At 68.6% G+C, this 18513-nt stretch carries 21 protein-coding genes; 7 read left to right on the top strand and 14 right to left on the bottom strand.

Features of this window, described 5'->3' with window-relative positions; all coding sequences use genetic code 11:
* Nucleotides 1-85: 85 nt before the first annotated feature.
* Nucleotides 86-874, top strand: coding sequence for a Coq4 family protein (locus ACJH5R_RS04750; protein ID WP_406781398.1), 789 nt, complete (start codon nt 86-88; stop codon nt 872-874).
* A 21-nt stretch (nt 875-895) separates the two neighbouring features.
* Here ACJH5R_RS04750 and ACJH5R_RS04745 read toward each other — a convergent pair whose 3' ends face one another.
* The 7 genes from ACJH5R_RS04745 to thrS all read right to left on the bottom strand — a co-directional run bounded on the left by ACJH5R_RS04745 (nt 896) and on the right by thrS (nt 8403).
* Nucleotides 896-1909, bottom strand: a complete 1014-nt coding sequence (locus ACJH5R_RS04745; protein WP_406781397.1) for an alcohol dehydrogenase catalytic domain-containing protein — start codon at nt 1907-1909, stop codon at nt 896-898.
* Between the two features lie 61 nt (nt 1910-1970).
* Nucleotides 1971-3020: an NUDIX domain-containing protein gene (locus tag ACJH5R_RS04740; RefSeq protein ID WP_406759049.1), complete on the bottom strand. Its 1050-nt coding sequence runs from the start codon at nt 3018-3020 to the stop codon at nt 1971-1973.
* Nucleotides 3020-4144 (bottom strand): glycosyltransferase family 4 protein, encoded by a 1125-nt coding sequence (locus ACJH5R_RS04735; RefSeq protein ID WP_406781396.1) that lies wholly within the window; start codon nt 4142-4144, stop codon nt 3020-3022. The genes ACJH5R_RS04740 and ACJH5R_RS04735 overlap by 1 nt, the downstream gene beginning before the upstream one ends.
* Nucleotides 4144-5067, bottom strand: coding sequence for a phosphatidylinositol mannoside acyltransferase (locus ACJH5R_RS04730; RefSeq protein WP_406781604.1), 924 nt, complete (start codon nt 5065-5067; stop codon nt 4144-4146). Before ACJH5R_RS04730 ends, ACJH5R_RS04735 begins: the two co-directional genes overlap by 1 nt.
* A gap of 17 nt (nt 5068-5084) precedes the next feature.
* The gene (gene pgsA / locus ACJH5R_RS04725) at nt 5085-5759 is read right to left on the bottom strand and encodes a phosphatidylinositol phosphate synthase (protein WP_406759051.1); all 675 of its coding nucleotides are present in this window, start codon (nt 5757-5759) and stop codon (nt 5085-5087) included.
* Nucleotides 5756-6328, bottom strand: coding sequence for an HIT family protein (locus tag ACJH5R_RS04720; protein WP_406759052.1), 573 nt, complete (start codon nt 6326-6328; stop codon nt 5756-5758). Before ACJH5R_RS04720 ends, pgsA begins: the two co-directional genes overlap by 4 nt.
* Complete coding sequence (gene thrS / locus ACJH5R_RS04715; RefSeq protein WP_406759053.1) at nt 6325-8403, bottom strand: threonine--tRNA ligase; 2079 nt, start codon at nt 8401-8403, stop codon at nt 6325-6327. The genes ACJH5R_RS04720 and thrS overlap by 4 nt, the downstream gene beginning before the upstream one ends.
* A 131-nt stretch (nt 8404-8534) precedes the next feature.
* On the opposite strand from thrS, the gene ACJH5R_RS04710 reads away from it, so the two are divergent.
* Nucleotides 8535-9290: an SseB family protein gene (locus ACJH5R_RS04710; protein WP_406781395.1), complete on the top strand. Its 756-nt coding sequence runs from the start codon at nt 8535-8537 to the stop codon at nt 9288-9290.
* Nucleotides 9291-9295: 5 nt separating this feature from the next.
* Here ACJH5R_RS04710 and ACJH5R_RS04705 read toward each other — a convergent pair whose 3' ends face one another.
* Nucleotides 9296-9910, bottom strand: coding sequence for a PaaI family thioesterase (locus ACJH5R_RS04705; protein ID WP_406759055.1), 615 nt, complete (start codon nt 9908-9910; stop codon nt 9296-9298).
* A gap of 64 nt (nt 9911-9974) precedes the next feature.
* Here ACJH5R_RS04705 and ACJH5R_RS04700 point away from each other — a divergent pair, with 64 nt between their 5' ends.
* On the top strand, nt 9975-10478 hold the full coding sequence (locus ACJH5R_RS04700; protein WP_406759056.1) for a DUF1990 domain-containing protein: 504 nt from the start codon (nt 9975-9977) through the stop codon (nt 10476-10478).
* Between the two features lie 11 nt (nt 10479-10489).
* Here ACJH5R_RS04700 and ACJH5R_RS04695 read toward each other — a convergent pair whose 3' ends face one another.
* The 5 genes from ACJH5R_RS04695 to fdxA all read right to left on the bottom strand — a co-directional run bounded on the left by ACJH5R_RS04695 (nt 10490) and on the right by fdxA (nt 13315).
* Nucleotides 10490-11380 carry an NAD(P)H-dependent flavin oxidoreductase gene (locus tag ACJH5R_RS04695; protein ID WP_406759220.1) on the bottom strand — a complete coding sequence of 297 codons (891 nt, stop codon included), beginning with the start codon at nt 11378-11380 and terminating at the stop codon, nt 10490-10492.
* 65 nt (nt 11381-11445) lie between these two features.
* Nucleotides 11446-11784 (bottom strand): cupin domain-containing protein, encoded by a 339-nt coding sequence (locus ACJH5R_RS04690; protein WP_406759057.1) that lies wholly within the window; start codon nt 11782-11784, stop codon nt 11446-11448.
* A gap of 33 nt (nt 11785-11817) precedes the next feature.
* Nucleotides 11818-12243 (bottom strand): hypothetical protein, encoded by a 426-nt coding sequence (locus tag ACJH5R_RS04685; protein WP_406759058.1) that lies wholly within the window; start codon nt 12241-12243, stop codon nt 11818-11820.
* Complete coding sequence (locus ACJH5R_RS04680) at nt 12240-12974, bottom strand: helix-turn-helix transcriptional regulator (protein ID WP_406759059.1); 735 nt, start codon at nt 12972-12974, stop codon at nt 12240-12242. The genes ACJH5R_RS04685 and ACJH5R_RS04680 overlap by 4 nt, the downstream gene beginning before the upstream one ends.
* The gene (gene fdxA / locus ACJH5R_RS04675; RefSeq protein WP_406759060.1) at nt 12971-13315 is read right to left on the bottom strand and encodes a ferredoxin; all 345 of its coding nucleotides are present in this window, start codon (nt 13313-13315) and stop codon (nt 12971-12973) included. Before fdxA ends, ACJH5R_RS04680 begins: the two co-directional genes overlap by 4 nt.
* Before the next feature lie 233 nt (nt 13316-13548).
* Here fdxA and ACJH5R_RS04670 point away from each other — a divergent pair, with 233 nt between their 5' ends.
* On the top strand, nt 13549-14355 hold the full coding sequence (locus tag ACJH5R_RS04670) for an enoyl-CoA hydratase/isomerase family protein (RefSeq protein ID WP_406759061.1): 807 nt from the start codon (nt 13549-13551) through the stop codon (nt 14353-14355).
* An 18-nt stretch (nt 14356-14373) separates the two neighbouring features.
* Here the strand turns inward: ACJH5R_RS04670 and ACJH5R_RS04665 are convergent, their stop codons facing one another.
* Nucleotides 14374-16041 (bottom strand): acyl-CoA synthetase, encoded by a 1668-nt coding sequence (locus ACJH5R_RS04665; RefSeq protein WP_406759062.1) that lies wholly within the window; start codon nt 16039-16041, stop codon nt 14374-14376.
* A gap of 124 nt (nt 16042-16165) precedes the next feature.
* Here ACJH5R_RS04665 and ACJH5R_RS04660 point away from each other — a divergent pair, with 124 nt between their 5' ends.
* From ACJH5R_RS04660 to ACJH5R_RS04650, 3 genes are all read left to right on the top strand, one after another.
* The gene (locus tag ACJH5R_RS04660; protein WP_406781394.1) at nt 16166-16822 is read left to right on the top strand and encodes a DedA family protein; all 657 of its coding nucleotides are present in this window, start codon (nt 16166-16168) and stop codon (nt 16820-16822) included.
* A 108-nt stretch (nt 16823-16930) separates the two neighbouring features.
* On the top strand, nt 16931-17551 hold the full coding sequence (locus tag ACJH5R_RS04655; RefSeq protein WP_406759064.1) for a hypothetical protein: 621 nt from the start codon (nt 16931-16933) through the stop codon (nt 17549-17551).
* Between the two features lie 88 nt (nt 17552-17639).
* Nucleotides 17640-18509 (top strand): metal-dependent hydrolase, encoded by an 870-nt coding sequence (locus ACJH5R_RS04650; RefSeq protein WP_406759065.1) that lies wholly within the window; start codon nt 17640-17642, stop codon nt 18507-18509.
* Nucleotides 18510-18513 lie beyond the last annotated feature (4 nt).

The raw sequence follows: 18513 nt of genomic DNA, 5'->3' as shown, positions 1-18513 counted from the left end.
GCCCGGAATATATGGACATTCCAACTCATCTGTCTATTATTAGCCTCACTGCATTCCCCGCGCTTTCCGAGGGAGGGTTCGTCGCATGGCTGCAACGATTGCCGGTGTTCCCGAGCAACGAGACTGGCAGGCCGTGTTCGGCTCGTGGCGTCTGTTGGCCAATCCAGGCCGCAACGGCGGCTCGGCGTTCGAACTGATCGTCGGCCTGGCGGCTCCGATCCTGGCCCGCAGCTATCACCAGTTGCGGGCGCATCCCAACGGCCGGCGCCTGTTCGCCGAGAAGCCGGATCTGTTGGCGCTGCTGGGTGACGACGACTATCTGGCCTCGCTGCCGCACGGCTCGCTCGGCCATGCCTACCGATCGTTTCTGCGCACCAATCGATTGGATGCAGGCGTCTTCGACGTGGACACGGTGATCCGGCCGATCGCCGAGCGCCGCGGCTGGGACGACGATTTCTTCTACATGATGCGGCGCGGCACCGCCCTGCACGACATGTTCCACACCCTGGGCGGCTATGGCCCGGACATGGGCGGAGAGTTCGGCAACCTGGGCTTCCACTGCGGCCAGATGGAACCATCCGGTGCCCTCAAGACGCTGACCCTCGGGCTGCTCGGACCGGTCATCCCGGCCTCGCCGAGGCGCAAGATCCGTTACTTCCGTGAAGCGGTCCGCCGCGGCCAGCGCGCCGACAACTTGATGGCAGCCCCCTACGAAGAGCTGCTGGATAAGCCCATCACGGAGGTGCGGGAGGCGTTGGGTGTCACGCCCACGCGCAGCGCCCACCCGGGCGGCCACCTGTTCATCGGCTGGATGCCGCCAGGCATGAAACCGCCGACCCGCTGGGACTACGACGCGACTCTTCCGGCCGCCTGAATCCGCACGTCGGTCAGATGGTCAGACGGTCAGGACCATGCGGTAGCGCGCCCGCCCCTCCGCCATCGCGGCGTAAGCCTCGGCGGCCTGGGCCAGCGGACGTTCTTCGATGCGGGCCCGAACCCCGGACAACACCGCGAAGCGCATGGTCTCCTCGATGTCGCGGGCGGTGCCCGACGGGTGGCCGGTGAGGCTGAGCCCGGGGGTGATCAGCTGCACGGGCGCGATCGGCAGCGGCTCGGTGGTGACCCCGATGATCACGAGCTCTCCCCGCGGGGCCAGCCCGCCAAGGGTGTCGGCCATTGCTCGCGAATTGGCCGCAGTGGCCAGCACCACGGACACCCCGCCGAACGCCGTCATCGCCGCAGCGACGTCCCCGGCGGTCGAGTCGATGTAGTGATGCGCGCCGAGCGCTCGGGCGTCAGCTTCCTTGGCGGCTCCGCGCGCGATCGAGATCGTCTCGAAGCCCATCGCCCGAGCGAACTGCACGCCCAGGTGCCCCAACCCACCCAGGCCGAGCACCGCGACCCGGTCCCCCGGTCGGGCCTGGGTAGATCGCAGCGCGTGGTAGGTGGTGACCCCGGCGCAGCCCATGGGTGCGGCTTCGACGAAGGTCAACTCGTCGGGGATCCGGGCCAGCGCGTTGGCCGGAACGGTCACCGATTCGGCGTAGCCGCCCGGGTAGTGCCAGCTGGGCACCTGACCATTGGCACAGTGGATGAAATCGCCTTTGCGGCAAGGAATGCAGTGGTTGCAGTGCCCTCCGAACCAGCCGACCGCAACCCGCTCACCCAGCTGCCAGTCGGTCACCCCCGGCCCCAGTTCGGCGATCGTGCCGGCGATCTCGTGTCCCAGCGTCACCGGCCAGGTCATTCCAGGGAAGCCACCGTTGACGAAGGCGTGGTCGGTGCCGCAGACACCGCAGGCGGCCACGGCGATACGGACCTGACCGGGGCCCGGCGAGGTGGTGTCGACATCGACAAGAGTCAGCGGTGCATCCACCTCCGCAACGTGCACGGCGCGATGTGTTGGCATGGCGGCTCCCTGGGTAGCGAGGATGATTCGCCCGAGGCGTGTTCAGCCTAAGCCGCGCAGGTCAGGAAATCCGGCGAAGAATCCCATCTTCTCCGGTGCCACCGTCGGCCGACCGGGCGGCCTCGGCGAGACGATCACCCAATTGCAGTGGGTAGACCTTTTCACCGCCGGCAGCCAGCGCCGTGATCTCTGCGGTGTCACACCAACGATGGCCGTGCAGATAACGACGCTCCAGCCCAGTCCGGCCGGCCCCCGACGGCTCGAAGCGCGCAGTGCGGTAGGCGAAGAAGAACTCCTGGCTGTTGAGACGCTCACCGTTGAAATGGAACACGGCGTCGCGGCGCCAGATCGGGCCGACCAGCTCGCCCGGGGCGACCTGCAAACCGGTCTCCTCGGCCAGTTCGCGCGCCGCCGCTTCGGCGAGCGGCTCGTCGGGCAGCACCTGCCCTCCGACGGTGAACCACCAGCGCGGCGCCGGGTTGGCCGCATCATCGGGCAGAGCCGGATCGTGGCCGCACAGCAGCAGTACCGATCCAGCTTCGTCGAGCAGCACCACTCGCGCCGAAACGCGCGGATCCAGCACGCCGCGACCACCGTGGGCGGCCATACCTGCTCGCTCGACGATCTCAAAGTACGTCGGCATCGGAGCGGTGCCACCGAGATGCAGGACTCGGACCAACGGACGTTCACGCAGTGCCACCGTGTCACGGACCGCGTCATTGTGGAACCGGCGTGCCAACAGCACTCGGGCTTCGGCGTCCGCCAACTCGGCGACCATCACGTGCGGCAGCGACTCGGCATCGACCATCGCTAGCTCGGCCGACAGCGCGTTCTCGGCGGCCTCACGCTCGTGGCGCGGAGCCCGCTCGGCGACATCGGCCAGGGCAGCCAGTCGCCGGCCGGCCACCTGGTCCCCGTAGGCGTCGATCGCGACGGCCCGGGCCACCACCGCTCGGCGCCCCAGCGCCCCGTCCAGCGCCTGCCAGGACAGGTCGCAGCGCACGTGCAGCCGGTTGAGCCGGTTCGCGGTCTGGTATGCCCAGGCGACCGCGGCGGCCAGCACCGCCACCCCGACCAGCACCAGCACTGTCGCCACGATGGTCAGTTCCATCAGTCACCCACCGTGACCTTGCTGCCCACCCCGGCAACCGTCTCGTAGACCCGGATGATCTGGTCGGCCACCACCGGCCAGTCGAAGCGGCGTACCGCTTCGGCGCCGGCCGCCACATACGACGCCCGCAGCGCCTCGTCGTCGAGGACCTCGATCAAGGCGGCCGCGAGCGCCGCGGGGTCATCGAGCGGCACCAGGCGGCCGGCCTCCCCGTCGCTCAGCACCCGACGGAATGCGTCCAGCTCACTGGCGACCACTGCGGTGCCGGCGGCCATCGCCTCGGCCAGCACGATGCCGAAGCTCTCCCCGCCGGTGTTCGGCGCGCAGTAGACGTCCGCACTGCGCAGGGCCGACGCCTTCTCGGCGTCGTCGACCTGCCCCAAGAAACGCAGGTGACTCGCCAATTTCCCTGCGCTACGGCGCAATTCGTCTTCATCGCCGCGGCCGACGATCAAGACCTGTACGTCTTTGTGCTGCTCGACCAACGCCGGAAGTGCCCCCAGTAGCACCGCCATCCCCTTGCGAGGCTCGTCGTAGCGACCGAGAAACAGCACCGTACGCCCTGCGCGCGGATAGCCCGGCAGGGGCTGCGCCGTGGCGAATGCGGCCACGTCGACCCCGTTGGGGATCTCCACCGCGTCAGAACCCAGGGCCTCCATCTGCCAGCGCCGGGCCAGATCCGAGACCGCGATGCGGCCAATGATCTTCTCGTGCATGGGCCGGAGCAGGCCCTGCACCACGCTCAGCGTCAGCGATTTGGTCGTCGAGGTGTGAAACGTCGCCACGATCGGGCCTTCGGCCACGTTCAGCGCCAGCATCGACAGGCTGGGTGCATTCGGCTCGTGCAGGTGCAGCACATCAAAGTCGCCCTGCATGAGCCAGCGTTTGACCTTGCGATATGCCGCCGGGCTGAACTGCAGCCGGGCCACCGAGCCGTTGTAAGGGATCGCGACGGCTTTGCCGGCCGATACCACGTAGTCGGGCAGCGCGACGTCCGGCGAGGCGGGCGCCAGGACGCTGACGTGATGTCCGCGGGCGCGCAGCACCTCCGCCAGCTGCAGCACATGTGCCTGCACCCCGCCCGGTACATCGAACGAATAGGGGCAGACCATGCCGATCCGCATCAGGTCTCCCCCAAGCGCGCCCGTCGCGATTCGGGAAGGTCGGCGATCCATTGCGGCTGAATCATGTGCCAGTCCTGCGGGTAGGTCGCAATCCCCTCGGCGAACTTGTCGGCCAGCGCCTGGGTTATCACGCCGACATCCCCACTGCTGCAGTCCAGCGGGGCACTGATGTCCACTCCCCATCCCGCGCCGTCGAACCAGCAGTACGCCGGCAACAGTGCCGCGCCGGTCGCCAGCGCGAGTTTGGCCGGGCCGGCCGGCAGCCGGGTGGGCTCACCGAAGAAGTCGACCGTCACCCCGTTGCGGCTCAGGTCGCGGTCGGCCATCAGACATACCAGCCCGTTGTCGGACAGCCGCTCGGTCAGTATTTCGAAGGGCGGGCGGCTACCACCGGAGGACGGCAGTACCTCGAAGCCCAGGCTCTCCCGGAACGCCAGGAACCGGCGGTACAGCGACTCGGGTTTGAGGCGCTCGGCGACGGTGGTGAATCCGCCGTGGGTCTGGGCCATCCACACCCCGGCCATATCCCAGTTCCCGCTGTGCGGCAACGCCAGCACCGCTCCGCGGCCGGCCTTCAGTGCCGCAGTGACGTTGTCGCGCCCCCGCACCGATTCGTGCAGCTGCGCCGCCAGGGCCGCGTGGTCCATGGTGGGCAGCCGAAACGCCTCCCGCCAGTACCGGGCATAGGACGCCAGCGAGGCGCGCATCAGCTCCGCCGGCACCTGCGACGGGCTCACCCCGATGACGCGGGCCAAGTTCTTGCGCAGCTGTTCGGGTCCCCCGCCGCGTGAGGCGTACAGGGCACCGGCGTCGAACGCGTTGCGGGCGACGAATTCGGGCATCGCGCGCACCAGCATCCAGCCCGCCGCGAATCCGGCGTCGGTGGCCCAGGCGTCGAGCTGACTGAGCCCGGGAACTCGCAGACCGCTCGGGATGAAGGTCACGGGCCCGTGGTTTCCTCACCGTCGGAGCCGTCCGCCACCCGCGGCAACGGCTCCACCGCGCCCGGCGAGGTCCGGACGGTGTGCAGCCGCTGGGCGCAGGTGATCAGGCTGGCCACCGCCAACAGCCACATCGCCACCGGCAACGCCCACGGCAGTGGGAAAACCGGCAGGTCGGACAACCCGGCGCCCACCAGCACGATGATCAGCCGTTCAGGACGTTCGATATAGCCGCCGTCACCACGCAGCCCGCTGGCCTCCGCACGCGCCTTGATGTAGGAGATCACCTGCGAGGTGACCAGGCAGATCAGGGTGGCCACCACCAGCGGGGGGTTGTCCAGGCCGAACGCCGCCCACCAGGCAAGACCGCAGAACACCGCGCCGTCGCTGATGCGGTCGCAGGTGGCGTCCAGGACGGCGCCGAACGCGCTGCCACCGCCGCTTTGCCGGGCCATTGCCCCGTCGACCATGTCGAAGTGCACGAAGAACCAGACGATCAAGGTTCCGGCGAACAGCTGGCCGGTCGGGAACAGTGTCAGCGCCGCCAGCACCGCACCGGCGGTGCCCACCATCGTGACGATGTCTGCGGTGAGCCCGGCTCGCAACAGGACTCGCGCCACCGGCGTGGTGATGCCGGCGAACGTCGCCCGCGACAGGAACGGCAGTCTGCTCATTGCTGCGTGGCCCACTCGTCGGCGAGCAGCCGGCGAGTGTCGCGCAGCAACTGCGGGATCACTTTGGAACCGCCGACGATCGTGATGAAGTTCGCGTCACCGCCCCAGCGCGGCACGACATGCACGTGCAGATGCTCGGCCAGCGAACCGCCGGCCGACTCGCCGAGGTTCATCCCGACGTTGAATCCGTGCGGGCGTGACACGGCCTTGATGACGCGGATCGCCTTCTGAATGAATGCCATCAGCTCGGCGCCCTCGTCGTCGGTGAGATCTTCGAACTCCGAGAACCGCCGGTAGGGCACCACCATCAGATGCCCCGGGTTGTAGGGGTAGAGGTTGAGCACCGCGTAGACGTGTGCACCGCGCGCCACCACCAGCCCGTCCTCATCGGACAACGTGGGGATGTCGGTGAACGGTTGGGTGGAGCGCGCCGATCCGGATTCCGCACGCTTCAGCGGGGCCTCGGCCAGGTAGGTCATCCGGTAGGGCGTCCACAGTCGCTCCAGTCGGTCGGGCTCACCGGCGCCGGTGTCGACGATCGCCTCCTGGCCGGCCGCGTCGTCGCTCACTGCGCCTCGCCCGTTCTGGGGCCCGCCTCGAGGCCCGCTTTGAGCGCCTCCGCGGTCGGCACGGTGTTGGCGCGTGCGGCGATCCAACCGGCGATGGCCGCCACCGCCTCGTCGCGCGGCACCCCGTTGATCTGGGTGCGGTCGGCAAACCGGAAGCTGACCGCGCCCGCCTCGACATCGCGGTCGCCGGCCAGCAGCATGAACGGCACCTTCTGGTTGGTGTGGTTGACGATCTTCTTGGGCATCCGGTCGTCGCTGGCGTCGACCTCGACCCGCACCCCGTTGCGGCGCAATTGCGCCGCGAGGTCGTCCAGGTAGGCCACGTGCTGGTCGGCAACCGGGATGCCGACCACCTGGACCGGTGCCAGCCAGGCCGGAAAAGCACCGGCGTAGTGCTCGGTCAACACACCGAAGAAGCGCTCGATCGAACCGAACAGCGCCCGGTGGATGAGCACCGGCCGCTGGCGGGTTCCGTCACTGGCGGTGTACTCCAGCTCGAAGCGGTCGGGCATGTTGAAGTCGAGCTGAATGGTCGACATCTGCCAGCTGCGGCCCAGAGCGTCCTTGACCTGCACCGAGATCTTCGGTCCGTAGAAGGCCGCACCGCCCGGGTCGGGCACCAGGGTCAATCCGGACGCCTCGGCGACCTCGCGCAGGGTGTCGGTCGCCTCCTCCCACACCTCGTCGGAACCGACGTACTTCTCCGGGTCTTTGGTGGACAGCTCCAGGAAGTAGTCGTCCAGCCCGTAGTCGGCGAGCAGGTCGAGCACGAAGCGCAGCAACGAGGCCAGCTCGTCACGCATGCTTTCGCGGGTGCAGTAGATGTGCGCGTCGTCCTGGGTCATCCCGCGCACCCGGGTCAGCCCGTGCACCACGCCGGAACGCTCGTAGCGGTAGACGCTGCCGAACTCGAAGAGCCGCAACGGAAGTTCCCGGTAGGAGCGCCCACGCGACCGGAAGATCAGGTGGTGCATCGGGCAGTTCATCGGCTTGAGGTAGTAGTCCTGGCCCGGCTTGCGCAGGGTTCCGTCCTCGGCGAACTCCGCGTCGATGTGCATTGCCGGGTACATGCCCTCGCGGTACCACTCCAGGTGGCCGGAGGTCTCGTAGAGTTCGGACTTGGTGATGTGCGGGGTGTTGACGAATTGGTAGCCGGCCTCGATGTGCTTGCGCCGCGAATATTCCTCCAGCTCGCGGCGGATGATGCCGCCCCTGGGGTGGAAAACCGGGAGGCCCGAACCGATTTCGTCGGGGAAGCTGAACAGGTCCAGCTCGACGCCAAGCTTGCGGTGATCGCGGCGCAGCGCCTCCTCGATCAATTCGAGGTGACTGTCCAGCGCCTCCTGCGATTCCCATGCGGTGCCGTAGACACGTTGCAGGCTGGCGTTCTTCTGGTCACCGCGCCAGTAGGCGGCCGAGGAGCGGGTGAGCTTGAACGCGGGAATGAATCGGGTGGTCGGGATGTGCGGGCCGCGACACAGGTCACCCCAAACCCGTTCCCGGGTACGGGGATTCAGGTTGTCGTAGGCGGTGAGCTCGTCGCCGCCGACTTCCATGATGTCGCTGTCGCCCGACTTGTCGTCGACCAGCTCCAGCTTGTAGGGCTCCCCGGCCAACTCCGCGCGAGCAGCATCCTTGGACTCGTAGACCCGTCGGGAGAACAGTTGCCCGTCCTTGATGATGGCGCGCATCCGCTTCTCCAGCTTGGCCAGATCCTCGGGGGTGAACGCCTCGGGTACGTCGAAGTCGTAGTAGAAGCCATCGGTGATCGGCGGGCCGATGCCGAGCTTGGCGGCCGGGAACAGGTCTTGGACCGCCTGGGCCAGTACGTGGGCGCACGAGTGCCGGATAACGCTGCGACCGTCGTCGGTGTCTGCGGCCACCGGGGTCACGTCGGCGTCGGCCTCGGGAATCCAGCTCAGGTCGCGCAGTCGACCCTCCGCGTCGCGCACCACCACGATGGCATCCGGGGCTCCCCGGTCAGGCAGGCCCGCCGCGCGTACCGCTGCGGCCGCGGTCGTCCCAGCAGCCACCCGGATCAGGGTTGCCGAGGCGGGGATGGCGGGCACGCTCATGAGGTGGTCTCCAGTGCGGGGTGTCGGGCTGTCGTACGGGTCGCGACCATGCTATCGGGGCGGTCCCCGGCCAACGGTCCTGGCCGTTGCGACCCATCCTGATCTTGTCGACCGGGCTAACGTCTGGGGTTATGCGCCTCGTCGACAATGCGGCCGTGCGGCGCGCCGTCGCCGAGTTCGCAGCCGCACCCGGGCAACGTCGCTACTTTGACGTGCTGCGGGCTTGTATGTGGGGCGAGCTGCTTTTCGACATCACCGGGTCCGATGCGTTCTCCGGCGATGGGCCGCTCCGCGCCGGCTCACGTTTGCGGATCGGCGGCGGCACCGGGCCCGACGGCCGCCCGGCGCTGTTCGCCTTCACCCGCCAATCGGAGATCAGCCGGCTGCATCCACCCGGCACAAACGTCCAGTCGCTGGTCACCCCGGCCACCGAGGCATTGGAGCTGGCCCGGCGACAGGACGATCCTTGGCTTTACCTGGATCCGGCCGGGCCGACCTGTGCGCTCGCAGCCGCCGAGATCGACTTTGCGCTACGGAATCCGCGTAACGAACCGCTCAAGACGGCCGTGGCCGCACTGGCCGCCGGCCGCGCCGAGCGCGCCGAGGTGCTGCGACTGCTCCGGGCTGACGGACCACTGCTGGTGGGCGCCGACGAATCGGGCCCCGATGCTCCGGTGATGCGGGCGATCCGGCACCCCGACGGTTCGGCGACGCTGTTCGCTTTCACCAGCGGACCCGAAGTGCTGGCATTCACACCGTCGGACGTGACGGCGTCGATGACCACCGCGGAAGTGCTGGGGATGGTTCGTCAACGTGGCTACCGCGGGCTGATCATCGATCCCTGCGGCCCGTCGGCTTCGTTCTCGGCGGCCGAGCTCTGTGGGTGAGTGCGTCATGGTTGGCCGGGTTTGAGCACGACGAACAATGCCTCTCCGTCCGTCAGGACGGTGTCGCCGTCGCACAGTCGGGTCTCGACGTAGATCTTGCGGCCCTCCGTCCGGCTGACCCACGCCTCGACCTGCAGCTCCTTGTCGATCGGGACGATCTGGCGGTAGTTGAGGTGCAGGTAGGCGGTGCGCTGATAGGGCCCCCCGGTCAGCATCCAAGATGCAGTGCCCAGCACCGAGTCGAACAGCAGCCCGATAGCCCCGCCGTGCGCGGCACCGTTGCGGCCCAGGTGGAACCTGCGGAACTTGGCCCAGCCGCGCAGTCGGCCGTCGTCGTGCTTCTTGAGCCTCATCGGCACCGGCAACAGATTGCCGCGCATCGGCAGGTCCAACCGGCGCCCCGACGGAGACGACCATTCGTCGGTGTCGTAAGGGGCCAGCAGGTCGCAGACCTCCTGCAGCGCGTCGGCGGCCCGAGTGATCACCTCGGCCGGAGCGTCGACGGCGCGGGCGTGGTCCTGCAGCGCGCGCATGGTCTCTAGGAACCGGCCGTAGTCCGGCCCGCCCCTCTCGGTCGGTTCGGGCGGATTGAAACCGCCGCCGGCGTGTGGGGCATTCACCCCCCTATTTAACGTTCCGGCAATTGCGGTGTCGGCGGCACGCCCGCGATGGCAAGGTTGGGCCGTGGACTTGAGCACGCTGCGCGGGTTGCCGCTCACCTACGCCGAAGTGGGCGCCACCGCCGGAGCACTGCCCGCCGGATATCACCACCTCGACCTGACCGCACCGATCGGTCGGGGCCGTCAGCGTTTTGAGCAGGCCGGCGACGCGGTGCTGCGCTGGGGAATGCACCGCGGCGCAGGCGTGGGTGTGCGGGTGGACGCCGACAGCGATGTCGCCGAGGTGGACACGGTGGCACTGGTGCGTCTCGGCCTTATGAGGGCGCCGTGCCGGGTGGTCTATGTCGTGAACGAGCTCGACCGGCGCGGCTTCGCCTACGGCACGCTGACGGGGCACCCTGAGTCCGGCGAGGAGCTGTTCTCGGTGCGTTACGACCCGGCCGATGAGACGGTCTACGCCCACGTTCGGGCGTTCTCCCGGCCCGCCACCTGGTGGACGAAGGTCGGCGGTCCGGTCGGGCGGCTGGCCCAGCGCACTATCGCCAAACGGTATCTGCGGGCGGTCTGACGCCCCGCGGGTCAGCTCCAGCGCGCCAGCAGGCGCTGCGCCCCGGTGCACATTTCGTCGAGGACCACCGCAACCGGCCGGCTGTCGGTGAGCATGCCCACGCCCTGCCCCGCATCGACCGGCGCGACACGCTGGTTGCCTGCGGCGATCGCGGCGGCCAGCTCCGCACCCGCCTCCCGATCGCCGGCCAGCGCGTCCTCGCGACCGCCCCAGCGGCCGGTGAACTCGTTGCGCAACACCCGCGACGGGAACCGCGCCGGCCAGTCCAGCCGCTGTCCGACATCGAAGACCCGGGTGGTGATCGTGTCGGTGCCGCCGGCCTCGATCAGCGCGCGGCGGGCAGCCTCACCGGTCAGCGCTTCGGGGCACGCCGAGAGGACCGTGCCCAGCCACGCCCCGGCGGCACCGGCGGCCAACACGGCGGCCAGGCTGCGCGGCGTGGAGATTCCGCCGGCGGCCAGCACCGGAACCTCGACGACGTCCAGGACGGCGTCGAGCAGTGGCAGCGTGGCCAGCCGGATCTCCCCGTGGCCGCCGCCCTCGGCGCCGCGTGCCACCAGCACGTCCAGCCCGGCGTCTTGGGCACGGCGGGCCGTCTCGGCGTCATAGACCTGGGTGACGGCCAGAATTCCGGCCGCGTGGGCGCGCTGCACCCAGGACAGGTCGGTTCCGAAGCTGATCGAGAGCAAGGTGGGACGGGCAGCCAACGCGGCCTCGAGCAGGTCCGGCCGATCGCGGATCACCCAGTCCACCAAACCGATCCCGAACCGCGGTGCGACCCCGAGCGCGGCCAGCTCGGTGGCCAGCGACGCCGCGGTGGCGGTGCTGCCCATGCCAACCATGCCCAGCCCGCCCGCCGCGGTGACGGCGGCGGCCAACCGGCCACCGGCCACCCCGCCCATCGGGGCGTTGAGGATGGGCAACCGCAGACCCGCCCCCTGCGACCAGGGTGTGCTCAGTGGCACGCTCAGTGCGAGGCGCTCTTGGCGACCGTCAGCAGCACGACGGAGTCCTCCAGCGACTCCAGCGCATGGCGGGTGCGCGGCAGCGTGACCAGATCGCCGGCCGCCCCCTCCCAGCTGTCGTCGCCGGCGGTCAGCCGCACCCGGCCGCGCAGCACCTGCAGAGTCGACTCCCCCGGGCTGTCATGCTCGGCCAGCGACTGGCCGGCCTGCAAGGCGACCAGGGTCTGGCGCAGGTGATGCACCGAACCGCCGTAGATGGTGTGGGCGGCGCGACCGCTGTGGTGTTGGGTGGCCTCGGCGAGCTTCTCGTCGGCCAACACATTCAGCGAGGTCGATTCCATCGGTACTCCTTCTCACTCGGTGGGTGAAACGGTTCAGCGAGACAGCAGCAGAATGCCCAACGGCAGCAGCGCGGCGACCTTGATGACCTCCAGGGCGACATAGACGTAGTGCGCACGCGAGCGGGGGGCTTCCAGCCCGGACAGCACCTGATCGGCGCGGCGGCCCAGCGCCGGACGCACCGCGAACACCTGAGCTGCCAGCATCGCCACGGCGACCGCGTAGGACACCGCGATGCCGGCCGTCGGCCGCTCGCTCACGAACGCGACCGCGATAACCGCGGCCAGCAGGAACTCGGCGGTGTTGAGGGCCCGAAAGACCAGCCGCCCGATGCCGAGACAGACCGGGATGGTCGCGTTGGGCGCCCGAAACTTCAGCGGCGCCTCCATGAACGAGATCGCGATCACCATTCCGAGCCAGACGAATGTCGCAGCGATCGCCACCGAGGCGCCGGCACTCACCCCGTGGTCCCTTCCACACGCACCGCGGCCGGGGGCGAGGGGTCAACCGGGATTCCGTTGAGGGTCGCCGATTTCAGGTGCGCCACACACAGATCGGGCTTGGCGAACGGGTCGAGACGCTCGACGGACACCGGCGAATCCCAGGCCTCCAGCGCCCCCTGCATCAGCCCAAGGTGGATCGGGCAGACCACTTGGGTGGAGGTTTCGGCGAGCTCCAGGAACGGGCAGTGCCGCAACCCGAGCTGCTCTTCTCCGGTGGTATCGGGTTCCAGGCGTTCGGGCTCGAAACCCAGCTCGTCGAGCATCTCGAGCAGATGGTCGGTGGATTCCTCGGCGTCGACGGGCCCAGACGGTTGGTGCAGCGGCCGCAGCCGATGGCCCCACGCCCGCCCGGCGGCCAGTGCTTTGCCGCTGGGGTCGGAGTCGGCGGCCAAACCGATGGTGAGGATCTCAGCCAGCAGCCGGAACCGGCGCGTTCCGCCACGGTCCATCTGCCGGATGGCCCGGAACATCAGCGCAGGCCGTCCCCGCCCCTTGTGGTCGGGTTCGGTGTGCTCGACGCGGCCTTCCTCAACCAGGGTGTCCAGGTGAAAGCGCACCGTGTTGGGGTGCACCCCCAGCTCGTCGGCGATCTGGGCGATGCTCAGCGGTTCGTCGGCGGCCTGTACCAGCCGCAGAACGTCGAGGCGACGTCCTCCAGGTGGTACAGGCGGCTTGGCGATGTCGCTCACTCCCCCTGGGGTGGGTAACTGGCCACCAGCGGGGTGTCGATGCCCAGCGGACCGATCTTGGCGGCGCCGCCGGGTGAGCCGAGCGCCTCGTCGCGCCCGGGCAGGGCCTCGGTGAAGAACTCCGCGTTGTCGGCCAGGTGCGGTTGGAGCTCCTCCGGGAGGTCATCTTCGTAGTAGATGGCCTCGACCGGGCACACCGGCTCGCAGGCTCCGCAGTCCACACACTCATCCGGGTGGATGTAAAGGGCTCGTCCGCCTTCGTAGATGCAGTCAACCGGGCACTCCTCCACGCAGGCCCGGTCCATCACGTCAACGCACGGCTTCCCGATCACATATGCCATGGGCAGAGAGTTTACACAAGGGATTTTGTAGAAACTAGAAAGGCAAACCTAAATCTCGGGAGCCCAATGCGCTGCCGCGGCCCTCCCCCGCTGCGGCGACTACACCGCCGCGAGAACGGTTGCGATCGTTGAGGATTCACGACTATCAGCGGCTCGCGCAGGGAGCGCTTTCCCCGAGACGGACAGTTCCGGTCGGGCTGCGGCGGGGCGGGGCCGTCGAGTAGAAACGAATGATGACTGACGCCCCCCGTTACCGTGCCTCCTCCGACTTTCCCAGCCTTCGGCTCGAGCCCGGCGAAAACGGCGTGCTGCAGCTGGTGCTGGATGCGCCGGGCCTGAACTCGGTGGGCCCGCAGATGCACCGCGACCTGGCCGACGTGTGGCCGGCGATCGACCGCGACGACGACGTGCGGGCGGTACTGGTTCGCGGCGAGGGCAAAGCCTTCTCCGCCGGCGGCAGCTTCGAGCTGATCGAGAAGATCGTCGGCGACCACGCCGGACGCATGCAGGTGCTGCGGGAGGCCCGCGATCTGGTGCTGAACATGGTCAACTTCTCCAAGCCGGTGATCTCGGCGATCAATGGTCCCGCCGTCGGGGCGGGCCTGGTGGTGGCGTTGCTCTCGGACATCTCGGTGGCCGGGCGCACCGCCCGGTTGATCGACGGCCACACCAAGCTCGGCGTGGCCGCCGGGGATCACGCGGCGATCTGCTGGCCGCTGCTGGTCGGGATGGCCAAGGCCAAGTACTACCTGCTGACCTGCGAAACGCTGCACGGCGAAGAGGCCGAACGTATCGGCCTGGTGTCCAAGTGCGTCGACGACGACGAGGTGCTGGCCACCGCGACCCGCATCGCCGACGACCTGGCGCACGGCGCCCAGGACGCGATCCGCTTCACCAAGCACAGCCTCAACTACTGGTATCGGCAGTTCGCGCCGGCCTTCGAGACCGCACTGGGGCTGGAGTTCCTCGGCTTCTCCGGTCCGGACGTGCATGAAGGTCTGGCCGCCATCCGGGAGAAGCGCAAGCCGCAGTTCGGCTGAACCGGCCGGCCGTTGCGCTCAGACCCGTTGCGCGGCGAGCGCCTGTTCCTTGGCCCAGCGGTAGTCGGCCTTGCCCGACGGCGAGCGCTGCACCTGGGCGCAGAACACCACGTCCTTGGGCAGTTTGTAGCGCGCGATGTAATTGGCGGCCTCGGTGACAATGTCGTCCACCCCGGCGTCGGCGCCCTGCGCCAGCTGCACCACGGCGACGACCTCGTTGCCCCACCGCTCACTGGGCCTTCCCACCACCACGACGTCGTAGACGGCGGGATGGTGCGCAATGGCGGCTTCGACCTCCTCGGCGAAGATCTTCTCGCCGCCGGAATTGATCGTCACCGAGTCCCGGCCCAGCAGTTCGATGCCTCCGTCGGTGTCCCAGCGCGCCCGATCACCGGGGACCGAATGCCGGATCCCCTCGATGACCGGGAAGGTGCGCGCGGATTTCTCCGGGTCACCGAGGTAGCCCAACGGCACATATCCCTGCTGGGCCAGCCAGCCGATCTCGTCGTCGCCGGGCTTGAGAATACGGCTCATGTCCTCGCTGACCACGACGGCCCCCGGGTTCGGGGTGAAGCGGCCGGTCGAAGCCTGAGCACGGCTGGTGGTCTGTCCCATCTGCGCGCCGGTCTCCGAAGAGCCGCCGGCATCGAGGATCGACAGCTGCGGCAACAGATCCAAGATCCGTTGCTTGATCGGCACGGTAAGCGGTGCACCACCGCTGGCCAGCACGAACAGTCCCGACAGATCGTCGGCCAGCCCGGGGCCGCCGGCTTCCAGCGCATCGGCGAGCGGACGTGCGAAGGCATCGCCGACGATCGACAGCGAAATGACTCGCTCCTTGGCCGCCAATTCCCAGGTCCCGACCGGGTCGAACCGGTCGGTGGTCGCCGACATCACGAACGGCCGCCCGCCCAGCAGCGTGATGAACGCGGCCCACTGGGCGGCCCCGTGCATCAACGGCGCCACCGTCATCGAGCCGGCGGCCGCTGCCGCCCGGACGCGCTCGACGATCTCCTCCAACGTGGTCGGCACGGCGCCGGTGCCGAACTCACGGCCGCCCATCGCATTGATGAAGATGTCGTGCTGGCGCCACATCACACCCTTGGGCATGCCGGTGGTGCCGCCGGTGTAGAGCAGGTACAGGTCGTCCGGGGACAGCGCCAGGCCCAACGGGTCGGCGGAGGTGGCGGCCAGCAACTCCTCGTAGCGCACGGCGCCGGGCAGCGGCTCATTGCCCGAGTCGTCGTCGACGTGGATCAGCGGCATCGCGGGCAGCCGGTCGCCGGCCTGCAGCAACGCGTCGGCCAGCGTGGGGGCATACCGGGCGTGGTACATGATCGCCTCGGTGGAGGCGTTGGTCAGCAGGTAGACCAGTTCGTCGGCCACATAGCGGTAGTTGACGTTGAACGGCGCGACGCGGGCGTTGTAGGCCCCGAGCATGCCTTCCAGATATTCGTTGCCGTTGGCCAGATACAGCGCGAGGTGGCTCTGGCCGGATTCGTCGGGGTCCAGCTCGGAGCGCTCGCGGCGCGCGCCCAGGCCGCGCTCGTGCAGTGCCCGCGCCAACCGGCGGGACCGGTGCTCGATCTGCTGATAGCTGAATCGCCGATCGCCGAAGACGATGCAATCCCGGTCCGGGATTTCCGCCGCCACTGCCGAGAACACTTGGGCGAGGTTGAATTCCACTACCGCTCCTCGATTCGATCACAACGCCGGGCCATGCGCAGAGGTAACGCGACTAGGCGACGCATATCCGGCCGTCCACGGTCGCGACGGGCTTTCCTGCCCAACGTCAGGCATGCTTGGCCGCATGTCGGTAGATGTCCTGCTTTACTCGATCCCCCCCGTGTTGGTCTATCTGCTCGTCGGCACGGTTATCGGGATCGAGAGCCTGGGCGTCCCGTTGCCGGGCGAGCTGATGCTGGTGGGAGCCGCGCTGTTGTCGTCGCGGCACGAATTGGCGGTCGATCCGGTCGGAGTCGCGGTGGCGGCGGTGATCGGCGCGGTGATCGGTGACTCGATCGGCTATTCGATCGGCCGGCGATTCGGTATGCCGCTCTTCGACCGTCTGGGCCGGCGATTTCCGAATCACTTCGGCCCCGGCCACGTTGCGTTCGCCGAACGGTCCTTCGGCCGTTGGGGTGCCAGCGCGGTGTTCTTCGGCCGATTCGTGGCGCTGCTGCGCATCCTGGCCGGCCCGCTGGCCGGGGCCTTGAAGATGCGCTACCCGCACTTTCTGGTCGCCAACGTGACCGGCGCGATCTTCTGGGCCGGCGGAACCACTGCCCTGGTGTATTACGCGGGGGTCGCGGCCGAGCACTGGCTGTCCCGGTTCTCCTGGGTGGCGTTGCTGGTCGCGCTGCTCGGCGGACTCATCGCCGCCCTCGCGCTGCGGGGCCGCGTCGGCGCCCAAATCGCGGAATTGGGGGCCCAGCATCGGCCCGATCCAGAGCCGGCTACCGAATAGCCAGCGAATTCGTGGGCGAATAAGGGTTGTCCCCGCACCGAAGCCGGAGCATGGTGGAAGGGACCGGCGGCGCCGCCGGGGCGTCGCACCGATCACTCGGAGGCCCCCATGTTCGCGCGCGCAACGACCATTCACGCCCATCCGTCCTTCCTCGATGAGGGGATCACCCACGTCCGCGGCGTGGTGATGCCGGCGCTGGCCGATATGGACGGCTGCGCGGGCATGTCCATGCTGGTCGACCGCGACGCCGGCCGGTGCATCGTCACCTCCTCCTGGCTCGATGAGGACACCTTGCGGGCCAGCGAGGCCGGCGCTCAGCAGATGTGCGACCGCGCCGCGGAGATCTTCCACGCCACCGCCGAGATCACCCGCTGGGAGATCGCGGCGGTGCGCCGCGATCACCGGTCTCGGCGACACGCAGGTGTGCGTGTCACCTGGCTGCGGACCGACCCGGCGGGCTGCGAGCGGATGATCGACACCTACAAGCTGGCGCTGATGCCGGAGCTGGAGGATCTCAGCGGCTTCTGCAGCACCACTCTGTTGGTGGACCGGCATTCGGGACGCGCGGTGTCGTCGGTCAGCTTCGACGACCGGGCGGCTTTGGTGGCCAGTCGCAGCAGCGAGCAGGCGATCTGGGCCAGGGCCGTCAACGACGCCGGTGCCGAGGTGCTCGAAGTCGCGGAATTCGATTTGGCGATCGCCCATCTGAACGTGCCCGAGATGGCCTGACCCGGCCCGCAGAGACCGTTCGGCGCCCCTCGCCCAGTGCGCCTGATCGCCGTGTCCAAAACGGGGCGAGATCGATACGCTCGGCTGCATGAGAGGCCAGCGTCGACCGCGCTCGACCCCGAGCTGTCCGAAGACCCGGCGCATCCGTTTCCGCTTCGACGACAACGACGCCTATGGCAAGTACTTCGCCGACGGCGACATGGTGCTCAGTCACTTCCTGGCCGGCTTGTCCGGTGGCTTTCCCGCCGGCGAGGAGTCTTTCATCCGGTCGGTGCGCCGCTTCGCCGATCGCGTCACCGACCCGGTGCTGAAGAAGCAGGTGGCGGGGTTCATCGGCCAGGAGTCCACCCATGGCCAGGAGCACCGCCGGCTCAATGCGATGCTCGCAGCCAAGGGCTACCCGATCCGGTGGCAGGACTCAGCAGCCGTGCACCGCTGGAGGATTCGCGCCGAAGAGCGCACTCCCGCCCTGGTGCATTTGGCCCAGACCGCGGCGCTAGAGCATTACACCGCGGTCCTGGCGGAGCGCATTCTCTCCACCGCCGAGATCCAGGCAATTCCGGGCACGCCAGAGGTCTGGAATCTGCTGAATTGGCGTGCGGTGGAAGAACTTGAGCACAAATCAGTGGCGTTCGACCTCTATCGCGCCGTCGGCGGTTCCGAGGCGGTCCGCATCGTGGCAATGGCGGTGGTGATCGCCGCCACGATTCCGTTTATCGCACTCGGGCTTGTCTTTTCGTTGGCCGGTGACCCATCAGCGCGGCGGCAGCCATTCCGGACGTTGCGCGGAGTCGCCGCACTGTACCGGGGTCCCTTCTTTCGAGGATTTCTACGGGACGCGGCTGTGTACCTACGCCCAGGATTTCACCCCGATGATGTGGATACTGTTGCGCTGCTTAACCATTGGCGTTCACACCTGTTCGGTACCGACGGCACCCTCAACGATCACCTGCGCTGAAAAC

Source organism: Mycobacterium sp. SMC-19 (assembly GCF_045310815.1).
In the GTDB taxonomy this organism is placed as follows: domain Bacteria; phylum Actinomycetota; class Actinomycetes; order Mycobacteriales; family Mycobacteriaceae; genus Mycobacterium.
This window is presented reverse-complemented; position numbering and strand designations above follow the sequence as displayed.

Bases quoted from the DNA above. Each gene is read 5' to 3' on its own strand.
- ACJH5R_RS04740 (WP_406759049.1), bottom strand. From the start codon at position 3,020: ATGGAACTGACCATCGTGGCGACAGTGCTGGTGCTGGTCGGGGTGGCG.
- ACJH5R_RS04750 (WP_406781398.1), top strand. From the start codon at position 86: ATGGCTGCAACGATTGCCGGTGTTCCCGAGCAACGAGACTGGCAGGCC.
- ACJH5R_RS04695 (WP_406759220.1), bottom strand. From the start codon at position 11,380: ATGGGCGGGGTGGCCGGTGGCCGGTTGGCCGCCGCCGTCACCGCGGCG.
- pgsA (WP_406759051.1), bottom strand. From the start codon at position 5,759: ATGAGCAGACTGCCGTTCCTGTCGCGGGCGACGTTCGCCGGCATCACC.
- ACJH5R_RS04655 (WP_406759064.1), top strand. From the start codon at position 16,931: ATGTTCGCGCGCGCAACGACCATTCACGCCCATCCGTCCTTCCTCGAT.
- fdxA (WP_406759060.1), bottom strand. From the start codon at position 13,315: ATGGCATATGTGATCGGGAAGCCGTGCGTTGACGTGATGGACCGGGCC.
- ACJH5R_RS04745 (WP_406781397.1), bottom strand. From the start codon at position 1,909: ATGCCAACACATCGCGCCGTGCACGTTGCGGAGGTGGATGCACCGCTG.
- ACJH5R_RS04690 (WP_406759057.1), bottom strand. From the start codon at position 11,784: ATGGAATCGACCTCGCTGAATGTGTTGGCCGACGAGAAGCTCGCCGAG.
- ACJH5R_RS04650 (WP_406759065.1), top strand. From the start codon at position 17,640: ATGAGAGGCCAGCGTCGACCGCGCTCGACCCCGAGCTGTCCGAAGACC.
- ACJH5R_RS04735 (WP_406781396.1), bottom strand. From the start codon at position 4,144: ATGCGGATCGGCATGGTCTGCCCCTATTCGTTCGATGTACCGGGCGGG.
- thrS (WP_406759053.1), bottom strand. From the start codon at position 8,403: ATGAGCGTGCCCGCCATCCCCGCCTCGGCAACCCTGATCCGGGTGGCT.
- ACJH5R_RS04670 (WP_406759061.1), top strand. From the start codon at position 13,549: ATGACTGACGCCCCCCGTTACCGTGCCTCCTCCGACTTTCCCAGCCTT.
- ACJH5R_RS04710 (WP_406781395.1), top strand. From the start codon at position 8,535: ATGCGCCTCGTCGACAATGCGGCCGTGCGGCGCGCCGTCGCCGAGTTC.
- ACJH5R_RS04660 (WP_406781394.1), top strand. From the start codon at position 16,166: ATGTCGGTAGATGTCCTGCTTTACTCGATCCCCCCCGTGTTGGTCTAT.